The organism is Streptomyces sp. NPDC045778 (genome assembly GCF_056431945.1).
Window position 1 is genome coordinate 33,588 of sequence record NZ_JBWKJZ010000019.1, and the last position, 18,092, is coordinate 51,679.

Here is an 18,092-nt window from a genome sequence, read left to right on the forward strand (position 1 = left end):
CCGACACGTCTCACGGGCCGGGGGGCCTCCCAGGGTACGTCGCCGCGCCGCCGCTCACCCGATCGAGGGACTGTACAGAAGGCGCGTGAAGCGTACTGTTTTGTGTATGAGCGAGACGCTGCCCATCACCGAGGCGCGAGCCCGATTCGGCTCCCTGGTGCGCCGCACGGCCCACGCGCGTGAGCGAATCACTATCACTGATCATGGCCAGGCCGCAGCCGTCTTCATAAATCCGGCTGAGCTGGCCGAGATGGAGGAGCGAATGCTGGAGCTGGAGGAGCAGCTCGCGGTGGCCCGCTATCGAGCCGAGAAGGCGGACGGCACGTTCGTCGGCGTTCCCCACGAGGAAGTACGCAAGCTGCTCGGTCTGGAGCGTGAGTGAGTTACCAGATCATCTGGCGCGAGCAGGCGACCAACACCGCCGTGCGCTTCCTGAAGGACGACCCTGACGGTCTGAGTCAGGTGTACGCCGCTGTCGACCTGCTGGCCGACGACCCCCGACCGCGCGGGACCGTCGCCTACGGATCGCCCGAGGTCCGCCGCTTACAGGTCGGTTTGTACCGCCTGATGTACGAGATCGACGAGGACACCATCACCATCGTGGTCATGCACATCGGCCGCATCGCCCTCTGAACCGAAGCCAGGGCCGGGCCCGGTGGAATCCCACCGGGCCCGGCCCTGGTTCCTGCTCTCCCCGTCCGGGAGGACTACTCCGTCGCGATCGCGTTCAGCACATTCATCCGGCCCGCCCGGAACGCCGGGACCAGGGCCGCGAACAGGCCCACGAACGCCGAGCCGATGAAGACCGTGATGATCGTCGGCCAGGGGATCTCCAGGACCTTCAGGCCCTCCAGGGCGAGGAGCTGCTGGGCGGTCGCGCCCCAGCCCATGCCGAGGCCGAGGCCGAGGAGGGCGCCGAAGAGGGCGATGACCACCGACTCCATGCGGATCATGCGGCGCAGCTGGCGGCGCGAGAGGCCGATGGCCCGCATCAGGCCGATCTCGCGGGTGCGCTCCACCACGGAGAGGGCCAGGGTGTTCACCACGCCCAGGATGGCCACGATGATCGCGAGGCCGAGGAGGCCGTAGACGATGTTCAGGAGCTGGCCGACCTGGTCCTTCAGGGTCTGCTTGAAGTCGGTCTGGTCCTGGACCTTGAGCTGCGGGTCCGTCTTCAGGGTCTTCTTGAGCGCCGCGTAGGCCTCGTCCTGCTTGCCGTCGACCGCCTTGGCGAAGACGATGCTGCTCAGCGGCATCCGGTCGGGGGAGACGTACTTCTCGACGGTGTCGATGCCGAGGTACATCGCGCCCCGGTCGAGGGTGCCCTCCTCCTCGGTGATCGCCGCGAGCTTCAGCTCCCCAGTGCGGCCGTCGTCGAAGGCGACCTTGAGCTTGTCGCCCACCTTCAGGTGGTGGTCCTTGGCGAAGCCCTCGCCCACCGACATCGCGTTCGCCTCGTACGCGGCGGACATCTCGCCCGCGGTGGTCTCGCGGCGCAGGTCCTGCACATAGGTGCGGTCGTTCGCGCTGAGGTCGACGCCCTTGTCGGTCTTGCCGTCGGGGGTGGTGATGTCGGCCTTGACCTCCTTGTAGCGCGTGGTGTGGGCGACGTACGGGGTGTCCTTCAGGCGCTTCTCCACCTGATGGCTGACACGCTGTTGGCCCTGCACGATGAAGTCCGCGCCGACGGATTTGTCCAGCTCGTCCGTCGCCGAGGCCACCATCGACGTGCCGACCACCGAGAGGCAGGCCACCAGGGCCAGGCCGATCATCAGGGCGGCGCCGGTGGCGCCGGTGCGGCGGGGGTTGCGCAGGGCGTTGCGCTCGGCCATGCGGCCGACGGGGCCGAACATCCGCAGCAGGACCGCGCTGATCACGCGGACCACGAAGGACGCGAGGACCGGGCCGATGACGACGAAGCCGATGAGCGTGAGGACCACGCCGAGGCCGAGGAAGAGGGAGCCCTCCTTCGCCTTGTCGGCCGCCGCGGCGGCGTAGAGGCCGAAGACTCCGGCGCCGGTGAGGACCAGGCCGAGGACGGCGCGCACCGCGGATGACTTGCCGTCGGCCGGGGTGCCCGCGTCGCGCAGGGCGGCCATCGGGGAGACCTTGCCGGCGCGGCGGGCCGGGAGGTACGCGGCGAGGACGGTGACGATGACGCCGAGGAGCAGGCCCACCACCGGGGTCGTCGCGGAGATGGTGAGGTCCTCGGTGGACAGCTCCATGCCGATGCCCGACATCAGCTTCATCAGGCCGACGGCGAGGCCGATGCCCGCGCCGATGCCGAGGACGGAGCCGACGACGCCGAGCAGCAGGGCCTCGACGAGCACCGAGCGGTTGACCTGCTTGCGGCTGGAGCCGATGGCCCGCATCAGGCCGATCTCGCGGGTGCGCTGGGCGACCAGCATGGAGAAGGTGTTGATGATCAGGAAGATGCCGACGAGGAAGGCGATCCCGGCGAATCCGAGCATCGCGTACTTCATGACGTCCAGGAAGCCGCTGACGGACTTGCGGTTGTCGTCGGCGCTCTCCTTCTGCGTCTTGATCTTGTAGTCGGCGGCGTCGGCACCGAGGGCGGCCGCCACGTTCGCCTTCAGGCGCTCGTCGCTGACGCCGCTCGCGGCGGTGACGCCGAGGTGGGTGAACCGGCCGGTGGCGCCGAGCAGTTCGCGCTGGGCGGTGGCGGTGTCGAAGTAGACGACGGTGGCGCCGGGGTTGGTCACCTTGAAGGTGGCGATGCCGGTGATCTTCGCGGTGAAGGTGCCGGTGGCGGCGATGGTGCGCAGCTCGTCACCGATCTTGAGGTTCTTCTTGTCGGCGGTGTCGGCGTCGAGCATCACCTCGGTGGGGCCGCGCGGGGCGTGACCGGAGGTGATCTCCATGGACCGCAGGTCGTTCTTCGTCCAGTTGCCCGCGAGGGTGGGGGCGCCGCTGGAGGGGCCGATGTCCTTGTTCTCGGAATTGACGACGGTGACGCTGTCGCTGCTGATCGCGCCCTCGACGGACTTCACTCCGTCGGCCTTCTTCACCTGGCCGATGGCGGAGGCGGGCAGGGTCTCGGGCTTGCCGGTGCTCGGGCCCTCCTCGCCCGCGTCCGGGGCGTTCTTCGGGGTGAGCGTGACGTCGGAGGACGTGGCCGCGAAGAGCTTGTCGAAGGTGGTGGACATCGTGTCGGAGAACACCAGCGTGCCGCACACGAAGGCCACCGAGAGGACCACGGCGACCGCGGAGAGCGCCATGCGTCCCTTGTGCGCGAGGAAGTTGCGCATCGAGGTCTTCAGGACCGTCATGACGTACGCCCCCGGGCGTCGAAGTGCTTCATGCGGTCGAGGACCTGCTCAGCGGTCGGGTTGTACATCTCGTCGACGATGCGGCCGTCGGCCAGATACAGCACGCGGTCCGCGTACGACGCGGCGACCGGGTCGTGGGTGACCATGACGATGGTCTGGCCGAGCTGCGTCACCGACGTGCGCAGGAAGCCGAGGACTTCGGCGCCCGCGCGGGAGTCGAGGTTCCCGGTCGGCTCGTCACCGAAGATGATCTCGGGCCGGGAGGCCAGGGCACGGGCCACGGCGACGCGCTGCTGCTGACCGCCGGACAGCTCCGTGGGCCGGTGCTTGAGGCGCCCGGCCAGGCCGACGGTCTGGACGACCTGGTCCAGCCAGCCCTGGTCGGGCTTGCGGCCCGCTATGTCCATCGGCAGCGTGATGTTCTCCAGGGCGTTCAGCGTCGGCAGGAGGTTGAACGCCTGGAAGATGAAGCCGACGCGGTCGCGGCGCAGCTGCGTGAGCTTCTTGTCCTTCAGGCCGGTGATCTCGGTCTCGTCGAGATAGATCTGCCCGCCGCTGACCGTGTCGAGGCCCGCCAGGCAGTGCATCAGCGTCGACTTGCCGGACCCGGAGGGGCCCATGATGGCGGTGAACTGGCCGCGGGCGATGTCCACGTCGATGTGGTCGAGCGCGACGACCCGGGTCTCCCCTGAGCCGTACGCCTTGACGACCTGGCGCGCCCGCGCCGCCACGGCCGTACGCCCGCCAGTTCCCCCGTGCCTGGGAGTGGATACAGCCGTTGTCACGGTAAGTCTCCTATGTCGGTGACGAGATGAACGCGTCTCGGCGCGCTCACGCGATCAGTGTGGATCGCCGGGGTACTCCGGCGCCCTGGTGCGCAGCGCAGTCTTTTCCTGGGGAAAACCCCACCCCCCGCGCTGTGGTTCGTCGCAGGGCGCGGAGCCGGACCCCCGATACCGGCCCCACGCCCCCGTGCCCGTGCCCGGCGCTTTCGCCCCGTGCCCTGCGGCGTAAAGCAAATCTAAGGACCGGCTCCCGCCGTCTCGTCCTCCGCCGGTACCAACATCCCCCTGCCCCAAATACGGAGGTCCCCCTAAGGGTTCTCCACCCGGCGGTGGAGCGCTTCTCAGGGTTCCTCCACCCCCTTGTTGACCGAGCAACCGCCCTACCAGCAGAGAAGCCCTCCACCCTCCCTGGAGCGCGCCATCAGTGAGAAGGTGACTAGGGCAACCGGTGCAGGGGGAAAGGACTTTCGCCATGGAGGCAACGCGGGCGCGCCGCGCGGACCGGCGCGGGGCCGTCGTCGCCGCGCTCATGCTCGTCATGGCGCTCGTCGCCCTCGACGCCACCATCGTCTCCACGGCCGTACCGCAGATCGTCGGCTCCCTCGGCGGCTTCTCCGTCTTCTCCTGGCTGTTCTCCGGCTATCTGCTCGCCGCCACCGTCACCCTGCCCGTCTACGGCAAGCTGTCCGACACCTTCGGCCGCAAGCCCGTCCTGATCGCCGGCTGCGCCCTCTTCCTCACCGGCTCGGTGCTGTGCGCGCTCGCCTGGAACATGGGCTCCCTCATCGCCTTCCGCGTCCTCCAGGGCCTGGGCGGCGGCGCCCTCCAGGGCACCGTGCAGACCATCGCCGCCGACCTGTACCCGCTCAAGGAACGCCCCCGCATCCAGGCCAGGATCTCGACCGTGTGGGCCGTGTCGTCCGTCGCGGGCCCGGCGGTCGGCGGCCTGCTCACCGCCTACGCGGACTGGCGCTGGATCTTCCTGATCAACCTGCCCGTCGGCACCTTCGCCCTCTGGCTGATCGTCCGTCACCTGCACGAGCCGGTACGTCCACGGGGCGAGCGGCACCGCGTCGACTGGCCCGGGGCGCTCGCCGTGTTCGCCGCGGGCGGGGTACTGCTCACCGCGCTCGTGCAGGGCGGCGTGGCCTGGGACTGGCTGTCGCCGCCCTCGCTCGCGCTGTTCGCCGCGGGGCTCGCCTGCGTCGGCGCGACCGTGGCCATCGAGCGGCGCGCGGCGAACCCGATCATTCCGGGCTGGGTGTGGCGGCGCCGCCCCATCGCCGCCGTGAACCTGGCGCTCGGCTCGCTCGGCCTGCTGATGGTCGCGCCCACGGTGTTCCTGCCGACGTACGCGCAGTCGGTGCTCCACCTCTCGCCGACAGCGGCCGGTTTCGTCCTGTCCGCCATGACCCTGAGCTGGCCCGTGTCGGCCGCCCTGAGCCAGCACGTCTACCGGCGCATCGGCTTCCGCGACACCGCGATCATCGGCATCAGCGCCGCCGCCTGCGTCCTGTTCGCCTTCCCGCTGCTCCCCTACCCCGGCGCGGCCTGGCAGCCCGCGCTCCTGATGCTGCTGCTCGGCGCCGCGCTCGGGCTCTTCCAGCTCCCCCTGGTCGTCGGTGTCCAGTCGACCGTCGGCTGGGCGGAGCGCGGCACGACCACCGCCTCCGTCCTCTTCTGCCGCCAGATCGGGCAGACCGTCGGCGCGGCCGTCTTCGGGGCGATCGCCAACGGCGTCCTCAGCGCGAAGCTGGGCGGCGCGGGCTCGCTCGACGCCGTCGCGAAGTCCCTCGACGACCCGGGCTCCGTCGCCGACCCGGACCGGCTGCGCCGGGCGGTCGACACGGCCGTCGACTCCGTGTACGTGGGGGCGGCCTGCGCGGCGGTGCTGTGCCTGCTCGTCCTGCTGCTGCTCGCGCCCCGGCGGTTCCCGGTGCTCCAGGAACCGGAGCCGGAGCCGGGTGCCGAGGCCGGGGCGCGCCAGGTGCCCCAGGAGACTCAGCTGACCCGTACGCGCCCCGAGAAGCCCCCCGCCGACTGAGAACCCCGGATCAGGAGTCCTCGCCCTGGGCGGGGCCGGGGACGTCTCCGTAGCCGCGGCCGGTCAAGGAGGCCAGGCTGCTGCGGACGTGGTCCATGTGCGCCCGAACCTCCTCGCGGCGCTCCCCGTGCTCGCGCAGCACCCGCTCCGTCTCCCGCCCCACCCGCTCCTCCCGCACCCGGGCCTGCGCGACCAGCTCGGCGGCCCGCGCGGCCGCGTCCTCCGCGCCGTGCCGCGCGGCCTCCTCCGCCTCGGCGTACGCCCGCTTGGCCTCGGTGAGACGGGCCTCCGCCGCGGCGACGAGGGCCGCCTCGCGGGCGTCCGCGACGGCCTCGCGCTCGGCGATCTCGCGCTCCGTGGCCTCCCAGCGCTCGGCGTGCTCCTTCTCCTGCTCGGCGAGCAGCCCGCTCGTGCGCCTGCGCATCTCCCGCAGCGCGGCGAGCGCCTCGCCGCGCCACTCCTTCGCGTCGCGGCGCGCGGCGATCCGCAGCTCGTCGGCGGCGGCCCCCGCGGCCAGCAACCGCTGCCGGGCCCGCTCCTCGGCCTCGCCCCGCACCGAATCGGCGTACGCGCGCGCGGACTCACGCAGCTCCGCGGCGGCGGCGTCCACGGCCCGCCCCAGCTCGTACGTCTCGGCCGCCGCGGCCTCCCGCACGGCCGCGGCCTCCTCCTCGCTCAGCGCCAGCAGGTACTGGGCGCGCCGGCCGAGGTCGTCGTACGTCTGCGGAGCGAGCCGCCCCACGGCCTCGCGCAGGCGCGCGGCCTCCTCGCCCATGTCCCGGGCCAGGACGGTGAGCCGCGCGGCGCGCTCCCACGCGGCGTCACGGTCCCGGGACAGCGCGTCGGCGTACGCCTCCACCTGCTCGGGGCGGTAGCCGCGGCCGCGTACGGTGACGAAGCCATGAGGTGACGCACCGCTGCCGCTCATCCTGGTTCCCCTCTTTCGCCCACACGGACTCTCACCGTCGCGCTGACTCTCTCCACCGCGCCACCCGCGTACAACGCGATTGGCGCACATACTGATGGATCAAGCGGAAATGGTCATAACACGACACTCCGTCAGCGCCGTCCGCTCAAGGATGCGCCAATTGAGGCCAGAAGCCGGAATCGGGGTGTCGTTCCCCGGCGCGTCCCCGCCCGGCCCGCGGAACGACGACCGGAACAACGACCGGAACGACGCGGAACAACGACCGGGGCGCCCGGCCCGCCGTGCGGGTCGGGCGCCCCGGTGACCCGGCGAACCGGGCGGGCCGCGTACGGACGCGGGCTACAGCAAGCCGTCCCACATCTGCTCCAGGAGCACCGACCACCAGCTCTCCGGCGAGGCGAGCGCCGCCGGGTCGAGCGCGGCCAGCTGCGCCTGGAAGTCGACAGTCCAGCGACCCGCCTGCTCCTGGTTGAGGCCGTAGCGCAGCCGCCACATGCGGCCGAGCAGGGCCAGACAGCGCACGAACTCGGGCAGCCCCGTGTTCACGAACTGCGGCGGCACCGGAACCCCGCCAGGACCGGCCTCGACCGGCACCGCGACGATGTGCGCCGTGCCGTACTGCACACAGATCGCCCGGCCGAAGTCGCTGCCCATCACGAGGTACGAACCCGCGTCCGGCGCGGGCGCCACGCCCCGCTCCTGCGCCAGCTCGGCCAGCGTCGGCACCGGCCGCCCCGGCTGGGCCTGCGCCCAGAAGAACGGCCCGAAGTCGACGGGCAGGCCCGCCACGACGAGCGTGTGCGCCACGACGTCCGGCACACCCTGCCGCGACACCGCCCGCTGGTCGAACCGGAACACCCCGGGCCCGAACGCCCCCGCCAGCTCCTGCGCCACGCCCTCCGGCGGCACCGGCTGCGCGGGCGGCACCTGCGGCAGCGGCGCCCGCACCGGCGCCGGACGCGCCGGGCCGTCCGCGACCTGGTGCAACTCGCCCTGGTGCGCAAGCAGTTGCCGCATCCCCTGCTGCCGCGACGCATGATCCCTGCCGTACGGCGCGATCGAGGTGATACGCGCCTGCGGCCAGGTCTCCCGGATCATCCGCGCGCAGTACGCGCCCGGCAGCTCGCAGGACTCCAGCTCCGTGTGCAGCTCCAGGACCTGGTCCGGCGGCACGTTCATGCCGCGCAGCTCGTGGAAGATCTGCCACTCCGGGTGCGGCGTGCCCGGCGCCGACCGCCGGATCACCTGCTGCTCGGAGCCGTCGGCGGCGCGGTACCGCAGCACGGCCTGGTAACCGGGGCCCACGGTGGGCTGCCCGGTGGGCGGCTGCGGATAGCCGTACGGCTGACCCGCGCCGGGCGGCGGCATGCCGGGGCCCGGCGGCACCATGCCCGGGGCGGGCGGCGGCATGCCGGGAGCGCCCGGGGCACCCGGCGGCTGCGGGGCCGCGGGCGGGCCGCCCACGGCGGGACCCGCGAGCATGGTGGCGGCGTGGTGGACACCGCCACCCGGGGCGCCCGGGGCGCCGGGCGGGCCGGGCGGCTGCGGGGCGCCGGGAGCACCCGGGGCACCGGGAGGCTTGGGCGCGCCGCCGAGGCTCGGGTCCGCCAGCATCGTCGCGGCGTGGTGCACCCCGCCGGGGGGCGTGCCCGGGGCACCGGGCGGGCCGGGCGGCTGGGGCGCACCAGGAGCGCCCGGGGCGCCAGGCGCACCAGGAACACCGGGGGCAGCCGGAGCGGCCGGAGCCCCTGGAGGCTGCGTCCCGCCGCCCGCGCCCGGGTCGGCCAGCATCGTCGCGGCGTGATGCACCCCGCCGGGAGGCGTACCCGGGGCACCGGGAGCGGCGGGCGGCTGCGGCGCGGCGGGCGGCTGCGGCCCCTCGGGGCCGAGCGAGGCCACGTACTGCGTCGCCACATAGCCGCCACCGGGCGCACCGGGCGGCGGCGTCCCCGCGCCACCGCCGACGGCCGCGCCCTCGGACGAAGACGGGGACGGCGGCGCACCCGGAGAGGGCGGCGGAGTCGCACCGACGGGCGGAGGCGGCGCACCGGGACCGGCGACCGCCGCACCCGCGGGCGGAGGCGGCAGATGCGGACCACTCACGGCCGCACCCGCGGGCGGAGGCGGCAGGTGCGGACCACTCACGGCAGCCCCGGCGGACGGCGGCGGAAGCGGCACACCGGACCCGACAGGCGCACCCGGCGCGGCAGGCCCCCCAGCAGTCGCCCCCGCAGGCGGAGGCGGCACCTGAGGACCACCCACCGCCGAGCCCGCGGGCGGAGGCGGAAGGTGCGGGCCGCTCACGGCCGCACCCGCGGCCGGCGGCGGCAGCTCCGGGCCCCCGCCCGGCTCCCCCGGCACCGGCTCCTCCAGAGCGGGCGCGACCGCCGTCTTCGGGAGCTGACTGCCCCCCGACATCAGCGCGGTCTTCGCCTCCGGCGACACCGAGGGCGGCGCGTCCTCCTCCTCGCCGTCCAGATTCACCGGCGGCGAGAACACCGTCGCGGGCAACGGCACCGCCACGTCCTCGTCATCGGCCCCGACGTTCGTGTCCGTACCGGCCCACGGCGTCTCCGACGACGGCCCCGCGGAACCGGACACCCCCACCGACCCACCGGCCGACCCACCGGCGACAGGCCACGGCGTGCCACCACCCTGAGACCGAGCCTCCTCGGGAACGGGCCCCGCCGACGTCACCGCGGGCTCCGCAGCCACAGGCCCCGCCGGCCCCGCAGGCTCCGCGGCCGACGACGAACGCCGGTCCGGGATCCCCAGCTTGTCCGCCGCCTCCTGCAACCACTCCGGCGGACTCAGCAGGAACGACGTCTGATTCAGATCCATGCGCTCCGGCGCCGCCGGCGCCACCGCCGGCTCCGCCGCGTCCGGCACCCCGTACTCCTCCTCGTACCGGCGGATCACCTCACCCACCGGCAGCGCGGGCCACAACGTGGCCTCGCCGCTGTCCCGGGCGATGACCAGCCGCTGCCCGCCACCGTCCGACCGCGGACCGCCCTCGCGGTCCTCGGCCCACACCACGAAGCCCAGGTCGAACTCCCGCACCCGCACCTCACGGTGCCCGGGCGGCGGCACGTCACCGTTGACCCACTCCTCGGCGCGCTCCTGCGCCTGTGCGAACGTCACCATCTCGGAGCTCACTCCCCCACCGGGACGGCACGCGCGAAGCCGCCGTCCACCATCAGGTTCGCCACGGTCTCCAGCTCGGGCGGACTGCCCGCGAGCCGGGACAGGAACGCGTCGAAGTCGTCACCGCACGGCAGCAACAGCCGCTGCACCCGCTCCGCGGGCGCCCACGACGGATCCACGTCCCGCGCGTCGTCGTACGCGCAGAACCACACCGAGCCGATCCGGTCGCCCTTCACCTTCACCGCGAGCAGACCGCCCTGCACGAAGCCCACCCCCAGGAAATCCTTGGTCAGATGGTCGCGCAGACACTTGTTGACGTACACCAGGTCGTTCACGGCCGCCTCGTCACGGACCGTGAAGAACGGCTGATCGATGAGCAGACCCAGCTCCGCGTCCAGCGCCGTGCCCACCGGCGCGCAACCGCCCGCCGCCTTCAAGAACGAGCGGTACGCCCCCGGCAAGCGGTAACCCAAGTCCTCCTCGACCCCCAAGACCTGGCTCTCCGTGACGGCGAGCGCCCCCTTCGGCAGGGCCAGATGCACCGGACGGGTCTCCTGAAGCGGACGCGTACCGCGCTTGCCGTGGTCCACGGCCGACGTCGCGATGCCGCCGTGGTGCCGCAGCAACGCCTTCACCTCCACCGGGACCAGCAGAAGCCGGCGGCCGTACGGCGCGTGGTGCCACGTCCAGCCGTGCGGGGTCGCCACCGCCGGAATCGTGTCCCACAGCTCATGCCCCGACGCCGCGAGCGCCGCGTTCGCCGACACGTAGTCCGTGAGCCGCAGCTCGTCCACACCGAAGCCCTCCGGCGGCTCCGCGATCTCCGCCGCGGCCCGCGCGTACGGCGAGAAGTCCGGGAAGCCGTCGCCGTCCACCCGCACCCCCCTGGGATGGCGCGCGGCACGGACCGGATCCGGGAAGTGCACGACCTGCCCGGCGTAGGCCGCGTTCGGCGGCGCGGCCTGCTGCCCGAGCCGACCTGGCCGACCTGTCGTCATGGCGGTTGCCCTCCTGCGGCACTGTCGAGGTTCACGAATGGCGACAGCCTATGCGGAAGGACGACACGGGTCATCGGGCCGCCGGATCCGTGACCACCCGCCACGAGCCCGTCACCCAGAGACGAAACCCGCTCGTGTCACACCGACCCAGCTTCCGTACCACGCGCCCCATTTGGCAGTCTGTTCCCGCAACGCGGGGGCGTGGCACAGCGGCCGACACCGCGGGCACGGGGAGGGAAACACCACATGCACACGGCACAAACCAGCATGTCACGGACCACCGATACATCCACCGAAAGCGCCGGAACCGTTCACTCCACGACCACAGGCACCACGGCGCACACCCCGGGCACCCCCGGGACCACAGGCACCCCCAGGACCACGGGCACCCACAGCACCCACGGCCCCCCAGGCACCACCGCCGCCACCGCACCCGCCCAACCCGGCGGCGACCCCCGCGTCGGCTGGAGCAGCGTGCCCGCCGACGCACCCATCCTGCTCCAACGCCGCGACGGCATCCTGCCGACCGTCGCCGCCGCACTCTCCGTACGCGGCACCACCCTCACCGCCACCCCCAGACGCGGCGAGGAACCACCCCGCCTCCACCCACTCGTCCAGGACTTCCTCGACGCCCTCCCCAGCGCCCAACGCGAACGCTTCACCGGACGCTGCGCCGAAGCCCTCCTCGTCTCCCGCCACCTCACCACCGCCGACGCCGGCCGCTCCAAACGCGCCCGCCGCAAACCCATGACCAACGGCGAAGCCCGCAAAGCCCTCAAACACGCCAAACTCACCACCCGCCGCATCCGCGAGGACGGCGACCCCCTGCACGGCTCCTTCGCCCGGCCCTGCCGCTCCTGCACCGCCCTCACCGACCACTTCGGCGTCCGCGTCGTGGACCCCACGGCGGCCGACGGCTGACACCCCCACCCGCCGCCCGTACCCACACCGCACCACGAGGGCTCCCACCACCATGCGCACCGACCACACCACCCGCTTCCCCGTGCCCGTCGACGCCGCCCTGCGCACCGCGGGCTGGCGCCCCGGCCGCTGGGACATCAAACAGGCCGAGATCTGGGCCGACGTCCTGCGCCGCCACACCTCACCCGCCGGACACCGCCACGCCGTCTTCCCCGCCGCCGTCGAAGCCTGGGCCGAATTCGGCGGCCTGCACATCACCCCCCAGGGCCCCGGCCGCCAGATAGCCCCCGCCACCCTCCACCTCGACCCCATGTACGGCCTCCACACCGCCCGCACCCTCGGCGACCTCGGCCGCGCCCTCGGCACCGAAGTCAGCCCCATCGGCGAGGAGACCGAGACCCAGGCACTCCTCGCCGTCGACGCCCGCGGCCGCGTCTACAGCCTCGACCACACCGGCGACTGGTACCTCGGCCAGCACATCGACCAGGCCCTCACCACCCTCATCGCCGGCACCCGACCAGTACGCCTCACCGCCGGCACCTGAACCCCCCGCCGCTCACCGGAACAGGCCCCGCTCACCAGCCAAGGCCCCCGCTCACCGGGTCAGGCCCCCGCCGGAAGCACCGCCGACACCCGGAAACCCCCCGCGTCCGTCGGACCCGACACGAACACACCCCCCAGAGCCGTCACCCGCTCCTTCATCCCCACCAGACCATTGCCACCACTCGGCAACCGCGCGTCCGCCGGAGCCGTCTCCGGCGGCGGCCCGTTCTCCACCTGCATCGCGATCTCCGCACTCCGATGCGCGAGCCGCACATACGTCTTCGCACCCGCCGCGTGCTTGTGGACGTTCGTCAACGCCTCCTGCACCACCCGGTACGCCGTCTCCTCCACATCCGCCGCATACAGGCGCGACTCACCCTCCACCGACAGATCCACCACCATGCCCGCCGCCCGCGACTGATCCACCAACTCGTCCAGCTCCGCCAGACACGGCCCTTCCGCCGCCTCCCCGGCCTCCTCACCCCCGGCCCGCGACGCCGCCCGCGACGCCGCCTCCCGCACCGCCGCCAACGGCACCGCGGCCGGGGCAGGCCTCGGCGGAGCCTCCCCCGCCCGCAACACCCCCAGCATCTCCCGCAGCTCCGTCAGCGCCTGCCGGCCCATGTCCCCCACCAGCGCCGCGTTCTTCACCGCCTTCTCCGGATCCTTCCGCGCCACCGCCTGCAACGCCGCCGCGTGCACCACCATCAGACTCACCCGGTGCGCCACCACGTCGTGCATATCCCGCGCGATCCGCGTCCGCTCCTCGTTACGCGCCCACTCCGCGCGCTCCTCCGCCCGCTCCGCCAGCAACTGAAGCTCCCGCTCCAAACTGTCCGCCCGCTCCCGCAACGACTCCATGAGCCGACGCCGCGCACCCACATACAGACCCAGCAGCAACGGCGGCGCCGTCACCCCCAGCGACGTACTGATCGCGATGAACGGGATGACCCCCTCGCCGATCGTCAGATCCCCACTCGCTATGTCCTGATTGGCCCGCACCATCGTCACGATCAACGTGCCCGCCAGCGACATGCCCGCCAGCGCACCGATGATCCGCCGCGGCAGCTCCGACGCCGCCAGCGTGTAAAGACCCACGATCGTCATCAGGACGCCCATCTGCGCCGGCGTGACCGCCACCGCGATCAGCACCACCGCGATCGGCCAGCGGCGCCGCAGCACCAGCATCGCCCCGGCCAGCACCCCGAAACCCACACCCACCGCGAGCGGCAGCCCCGCGTCCCGCGCGAACTCCACACCCTCCGCACCGCACTCGGCCGCCGACACGACGCCGAGCCCCACATCGAGCACGGCACTGCGCCGCCGCTCCCACCACCACGGCCCGGTCCTGGCCGCGGCTCCGCTGTCCCCCGTCGTGGTCATGCCTTCCAGCCTACGGGCGCCGCCGCCCGGTTTTCCGGTGAGTTTCCAGCACACGATCGCACCGCGGCCCTACCCGGGCGGGCCTCGGACGACGCCCGAACCGCCAGGTAACCCTCGAACAGTTGAACCGCCCAGATTTTCGACCCGGAACCCAAAATTCCGAACGAGGCTCGCCGCATGACCGAGATCACCGACTTCGCGTCGCTGCGCCACCGGGCCGTCACACTGCGCCGCGCAGGCCTGAGCCTCCGGCAGATCGCCGACGCCCTTCAGGTCCGCAGCAAGGACCTCCTCCAGCGCCTCGTCGAGGGCGAGCCCGCACCGGAGTGGACCAAGCGCCCCAGGGCCAAGGACGACCTCCGCGAACGCGCCCGCGAGCTGCGCCTCAAGGGCTGGACGTACAACCAGATCCAGGCAGAGCTGGGCTGCTCGAAGAGTTCCGTCTCACTGTGGGTACGAGACCTGCCGAGGCCGGAGCGCCCTCGGCGAACCCGTGAAGAAGCTTCAGCCATCGCCAGACGCGGCTGGGAGCCGAAGCTGAGGCTGCGCGAAGAAGAGCGGCAACGCACCACAAAGGCAGCGCTGGACGCGGTGGGGCAACTCACGGACCGCGAACTGTTCCTGATCGGCGTCGGGCTCTACTGGGCCGAGGGCTCCAAGAGCAAGCCCTACGCTCGGCGCGAGCGCGTCACGTTCGTGAACAGCGACCCGGGAATGGTCAAGGTCTTCCTGCGCTGGCTCGACCTCCTCGAAGTCGAGCGCGAGCGCGTGCGGTACTACGTGATGATCCACGAGACCGCAGACGTGCCGGGCGCCGAGCAGTACTGGTCGGACCTCGTCGGCGCCGACCGCTCCGCGTTCCACAAGACGACCATCAAGAAGCACAACCCCAAGACCGTGCGCAAGAACGTGGGCGAGACCTATCGCGGCTGTCTAGTGATCCAAGTTCGGCAGAGCGCGGAGTTGTACCGTCGCATCGAGGGCGCTTGGTACGGCATAGTGTTGTCCGCGAGCGAAGCCGATCAGCAGAATCGGACATAGCGGACGAACCATCCCGGGTCGTCTAATGGTAGGACAAAGAGTTTTGGTCTCTTGAATGAGGGTTCGATTCCTTCCCCGGGAGCTCAGATACATCGCCCAGGTTCGGGTCCTGACCGCAAGGTCGGGACCCGCCCCCATTTCCGCCCCCTTACGCCCCGGTATCCTGCGGATGTCCAACCCCACGCCATCCGAAGCCGAAGGGCACCCCCGTGAGCGCCAATTGCCCGGCAGCCGTCGTCGTCCTCGCAGCGGGTGAGGGCACCCGTATGAAGTCGGCCACCCCGAAGGTCCTGCACGACATCTGTGGCCGTTCCCTCGTCGGGCACGTGCTCGCCGCCGCGCGCGAACTCGCGCCGGAGCGTCTGGTCGCCGTCGTGGGGCACGAGAGCGAGCGCGTCACCGCGCACCTCGCCGAGATCGACCCGGAGGCCCGCACCGCCTACCAGGCGGAGCAGAACGGCACGGGGCACGCCGTCCGCATCGGCCTGGAGGAGATCGGCGGCGCGGTCGAGGGGACCGTGGTCGTCGTGTGCGGGGACACTCCGCTGCTGACCGGTGCGACGCTGAGGCGGCTCGCCGATACCCACGCCACCGACGGCAACGCCGTGACCGTCCTGACCGCCGAGGTCCCCGACGCGACCGGCTACGGCCGCATCGTGCGCGACCCGGCGTCGGGCGCGGTGACCGCGATCGTGGAGCACAAGGACGCGAGCGAGGAGCAGCGGGCGATCCGGGAGATCAACTCCGGGGTTTTCGCGTTCGACGGGCAGTTGCTGGCGGATGCTCTGGGCAAGGTGCGTACGGACAACAGTCAGGGTGAGGAGTACCTGACGGATGTGCTGGGGATTTTGCGGGAGGCGGGGCACCGGGTGGGGGCGTCGGTGGCGGCGGATCACCGGGAGATCGCTGGGATCAACAACCGTGTGCAACTGGCGGACGCGCGGCGCGTGTTGAACGACCGGTTGCTGACGGAGGCGATGCTCGCGGGTGTGACGGTGGTGGATCCGGCGTCGACGTGGGTGGACGCGACGGTGACGTTCGAGCGTGACGCGCTGGTGCACCCCGGGACGCAGCTCCAGGGGGCGACGCACCTGGGTGAGGGTGCGGAGGTGGGTCCCAACACGCGTCTGACGGACACGACGGTGGGTGCGGGCGCGCGGGTGGACAACACGGTGGCGACCGGCGCGGAGGTCGGCGAGGGGGCGAGTGTGGGCCCGTTCGCGTATCTGCGGCCCGGTACGCGGCTGAAGGCGAGGGCCAAGGCCGGGACGTACGTGGAGATGAAGAACGCGACGATCGGTGAGGGCACGAAGGTGCCGCACCTGTCGTACGTGGGGGACGCGACGATCGGTGATCACACGAACATCGGGGCGGCGAGCGTCTTCGTGAACTACGACGGTGAGGCCAAGCACCACACGACGGTGGGGTCGCACTGCAAGACGGGTTCGGACAACATGTTTGTGGCGCCTGTCACGATTGGCGACGGTGCTTATACGGCGGCGGGGTCCGTGATCACGAAGGATGTGCCGCCCGGTTCGTTGGCTGTCGCCCGTGGCCAGCAGCGGAATATCGAGGGTTGGGTGGCTCGTAAGCGTCCGGGGAGCGCGGCGGCGAAGGCGGCCGAGGCGGCCTCCGGGGGGTCCGGGGACGCGGTCGGCGAGGGCTGACCGTCAACCTGACTGGAAAAAGGTGCGCCGAACACCGCGTACCGTGATAGGTGCACACCAATCGGCTGACTCGTGGCGCGGCCTATGTCCTGGGATGCGGGTGATCGCTCCTGGACCTCTGGATGTATCGCGGGTGCAGCAGCGGAAGAACTCGTCTGAGGAGACAGTGCTGTGACCGGGATCAAGACGACCGGCGAGAAGAAGTTGATGTTCTTCTCCGGCCGCGCCCACCCCGAGTTGGCCGAGGAGGTGGCCCACGAGCTGGGGATCGGCGTCGTACCGACCAAGGCTTTCGATTTCGCCAATGGTGAGATCTACGTGCGGTACCAGGAGTCGGCACGTGGTGCGGACTGCTTCCTGATCCAGAGCCACACGGCTCCGATCAACAAGTGGGTCATGGAGCAGTTGATCATGATCGACGCTCTGAAGCGGGCTTCCGCGCGGAGCATCACCGTGATCGTGCCGTTCTACGGCTATGCGCGTCAGGACAAGAAGCACCGCGGCCGTGAGCCGATCTCGGCGCGTCTGGTCGCGGATCTGATGAAGACCGCGGGTGCGGACCGGATCGTCACGGTCGATCTGCACACGGACCAGATCGTGGGCTTCTTCGACGGTCCTGTCGACCACCTCTTCGCGCTGCCGATCCTCGCGGACTACGTGGGTGCGAAGGTGGACCGGGACAAGCTGACGGTCGTGTCCCCGGACGCGGGCCGGGTGCGTGTGGCCGACCGCTGGTGCGACCGTCTGGGCGCGCCGCTTGCGATCGTGCACAAGCGGCGTGACAAGGACGTCGCGAACCAGGTGACGGTCCACGAGGTGGTCGGTAACGTCGAGGGCCGGGTGTGTGTCCTGGTCGACGACATGATCGACACGGGTGGCACGATCTGTGCCGCGGCGGACGCGCTGTTCGCGCATGGTGCGGAGGACGTCATCGTGACGGCGACGCACGGTGTGCTGTCGGGTCCGGCGGCGGACCGGCTGAAGAACTCGAAGGTGAGCGAGTTCGTGTTCACGAACACGCTGCCGACGCCGAACGAGCTGGAGCTTGACAAGATCACGGTCCTTTCGATCGCTCCGACCATCGCCAACGCGGTGCGGGAGATCTTCGAGGACGGCTCTGTGACCAGCCTCTTCGAGGAGCAGGCGGGTCCGAAGGACTGAGTCCTGCTTGATCGTTTTGGGGTACGGCCTCCCCGCCGAGTAGACTGTCGAAGTTGCTCGGCGAGGGAGGCCGTACGCGTTTGTCGCAAACGTGAGTACGGCGGTCCGTTATCGACGCGCTCTTCGTAGCAGGCCAGTCGTATGGCCGGGTGACGCATCCGTTCACCTATATCTACGAGGAGTGCTC

The 18,092-nt window shown here is 71.6% G+C and carries 14 protein-coding genes and 1 tRNA gene; 9 read left to right on the top strand and 6 right to left on the bottom strand.

The genetic code is table 11. The features are described from left to right. The first annotated feature begins 106 nt into the window (after positions 1 to 106). Positions 107 to 382, top strand: coding sequence for a type II toxin-antitoxin system Phd/YefM family antitoxin (locus AC07GB_RS23815; RefSeq protein ID WP_478848581.1), 276 nt, complete (start codon positions 107 to 109; stop codon positions 380 to 382). After that, the gene (locus AC07GB_RS23820; protein WP_478848583.1) at positions 379 to 633 is read left to right on the top strand and encodes a type II toxin-antitoxin system RelE family toxin; all 255 of its coding nucleotides are present in this window, start codon (positions 379 to 381) and stop codon (positions 631 to 633) included. The genes AC07GB_RS23815 and AC07GB_RS23820 overlap by 4 nt, the downstream gene beginning before the upstream one ends. Before the next feature lie 74 nt (positions 634 to 707). Here the strand turns inward: AC07GB_RS23820 and AC07GB_RS23825 are convergent, their stop codons facing one another. Together AC07GB_RS23825 and AC07GB_RS23830 are read right to left on the bottom strand one after the other, a co-directional pair. Then, positions 708 to 3,290: an ABC transporter permease gene (locus AC07GB_RS23825; protein WP_478848585.1), complete on the bottom strand. Its 2,583-nt coding sequence runs from the start codon at positions 3,288 to 3,290 to the stop codon at positions 708 to 710. Then, positions 3,287 to 4,075, bottom strand: a complete 789-nt coding sequence (locus AC07GB_RS23830; RefSeq protein ID WP_478848587.1) for an ABC transporter ATP-binding protein — start codon at positions 4,073 to 4,075, stop codon at positions 3,287 to 3,289. Before AC07GB_RS23830 ends, AC07GB_RS23825 begins: the two co-directional genes overlap by 4 nt. A gap of 472 nt (positions 4,076 to 4,547) precedes the next feature. Between AC07GB_RS23830 and AC07GB_RS23835 the strand changes: the two genes are divergently transcribed. After that, positions 4,548 to 6,119, top strand: coding sequence for an MFS transporter (locus tag AC07GB_RS23835; RefSeq protein WP_478848589.1), 1,572 nt, complete (start codon positions 4,548 to 4,550; stop codon positions 6,117 to 6,119). Between the two features lie 10 nt (positions 6,120 to 6,129). On the opposite strand, the gene AC07GB_RS23840 is transcribed toward AC07GB_RS23835, so the two are convergent. The 3 genes from AC07GB_RS23840 to AC07GB_RS23850 form a co-directional block, all read right to left on the bottom strand. Beyond that, a complete protein-coding gene (locus tag AC07GB_RS23840) occupies positions 6,130 to 7,047 on the bottom strand; it encodes a cellulose-binding protein (protein ID WP_478848591.1) in 918 nt (305 codons plus the stop codon). A gap of 339 nt (positions 7,048 to 7,386) precedes the next feature. Beyond that, on the bottom strand, positions 7,387 to 10,191 hold the full coding sequence (locus AC07GB_RS23845; RefSeq protein WP_478848593.1) for an SUKH-4 family immunity protein: 2,805 nt from the start codon (positions 10,189 to 10,191) through the stop codon (positions 7,387 to 7,389). A gap of 8 nt (positions 10,192 to 10,199) precedes the next feature. Further along, on the bottom strand, positions 10,200 to 11,189 hold the full coding sequence (locus AC07GB_RS23850; RefSeq protein ID WP_478848595.1) for an SMI1/KNR4 family protein: 990 nt from the start codon (positions 11,187 to 11,189) through the stop codon (positions 10,200 to 10,202). A 246-nt stretch (positions 11,190 to 11,435) separates the two neighbouring features. Here AC07GB_RS23850 and AC07GB_RS23855 point away from each other — a divergent pair, with 246 nt between their 5' ends. Both AC07GB_RS23855 and AC07GB_RS23860 read left to right on the top strand, forming a co-directional pair. Then, positions 11,436 to 12,110, top strand: a complete 675-nt coding sequence (locus AC07GB_RS23855; RefSeq protein ID WP_478848597.1) for a YwqJ-related putative deaminase — start codon at positions 11,436 to 11,438, stop codon at positions 12,108 to 12,110. A gap of 52 nt (positions 12,111 to 12,162) precedes the next feature. Next, entirely contained in the window at positions 12,163 to 12,654 is a 492-nt protein-coding gene (locus tag AC07GB_RS23860; RefSeq protein ID WP_478848599.1) for an SUKH-3 domain-containing protein, read from the top strand. A 59-nt stretch (positions 12,655 to 12,713) separates the two neighbouring features. On the opposite strand, the gene AC07GB_RS23865 is transcribed toward AC07GB_RS23860, so the two are convergent. Beyond that, positions 12,714 to 14,036: a sensor histidine kinase gene (locus AC07GB_RS23865; protein ID WP_478848601.1), complete on the bottom strand. Its 1,323-nt coding sequence runs from the start codon at positions 14,034 to 14,036 to the stop codon at positions 12,714 to 12,716. A gap of 177 nt (positions 14,037 to 14,213) precedes the next feature. Here AC07GB_RS23865 and AC07GB_RS23870 point away from each other — a divergent pair, with 177 nt between their 5' ends. The 4 genes from AC07GB_RS23870 (at position 14,214) to AC07GB_RS23885 (ending at position 17,905) form a co-directional block, all read left to right on the top strand. Continuing rightward, complete coding sequence (locus AC07GB_RS23870) at positions 14,214 to 15,077, top strand: hypothetical protein (RefSeq protein WP_478848603.1); 864 nt, start codon at positions 14,214 to 14,216, stop codon at positions 15,075 to 15,077. A gap of 11 nt (positions 15,078 to 15,088) precedes the next feature. Next, positions 15,089 to 15,159, top strand: a tRNA-Gln gene (locus AC07GB_RS23875). A gap of 127 nt (positions 15,160 to 15,286) precedes the next feature. After that, entirely contained in the window at positions 15,287 to 16,744 is a 1,458-nt protein-coding gene (glmU, locus tag AC07GB_RS23880; protein WP_478848605.1) for a bifunctional UDP-N-acetylglucosamine diphosphorylase/glucosamine-1-phosphate N-acetyltransferase GlmU, read from the top strand. A gap of 171 nt (positions 16,745 to 16,915) precedes the next feature. Then, on the top strand, positions 16,916 to 17,905 hold the full coding sequence (locus AC07GB_RS23885) for a ribose-phosphate diphosphokinase (protein ID WP_478848607.1): 990 nt from the start codon (positions 16,916 to 16,918) through the stop codon (positions 17,903 to 17,905). Positions 17,906 to 18,092: the final 187 nt, after the last annotated feature.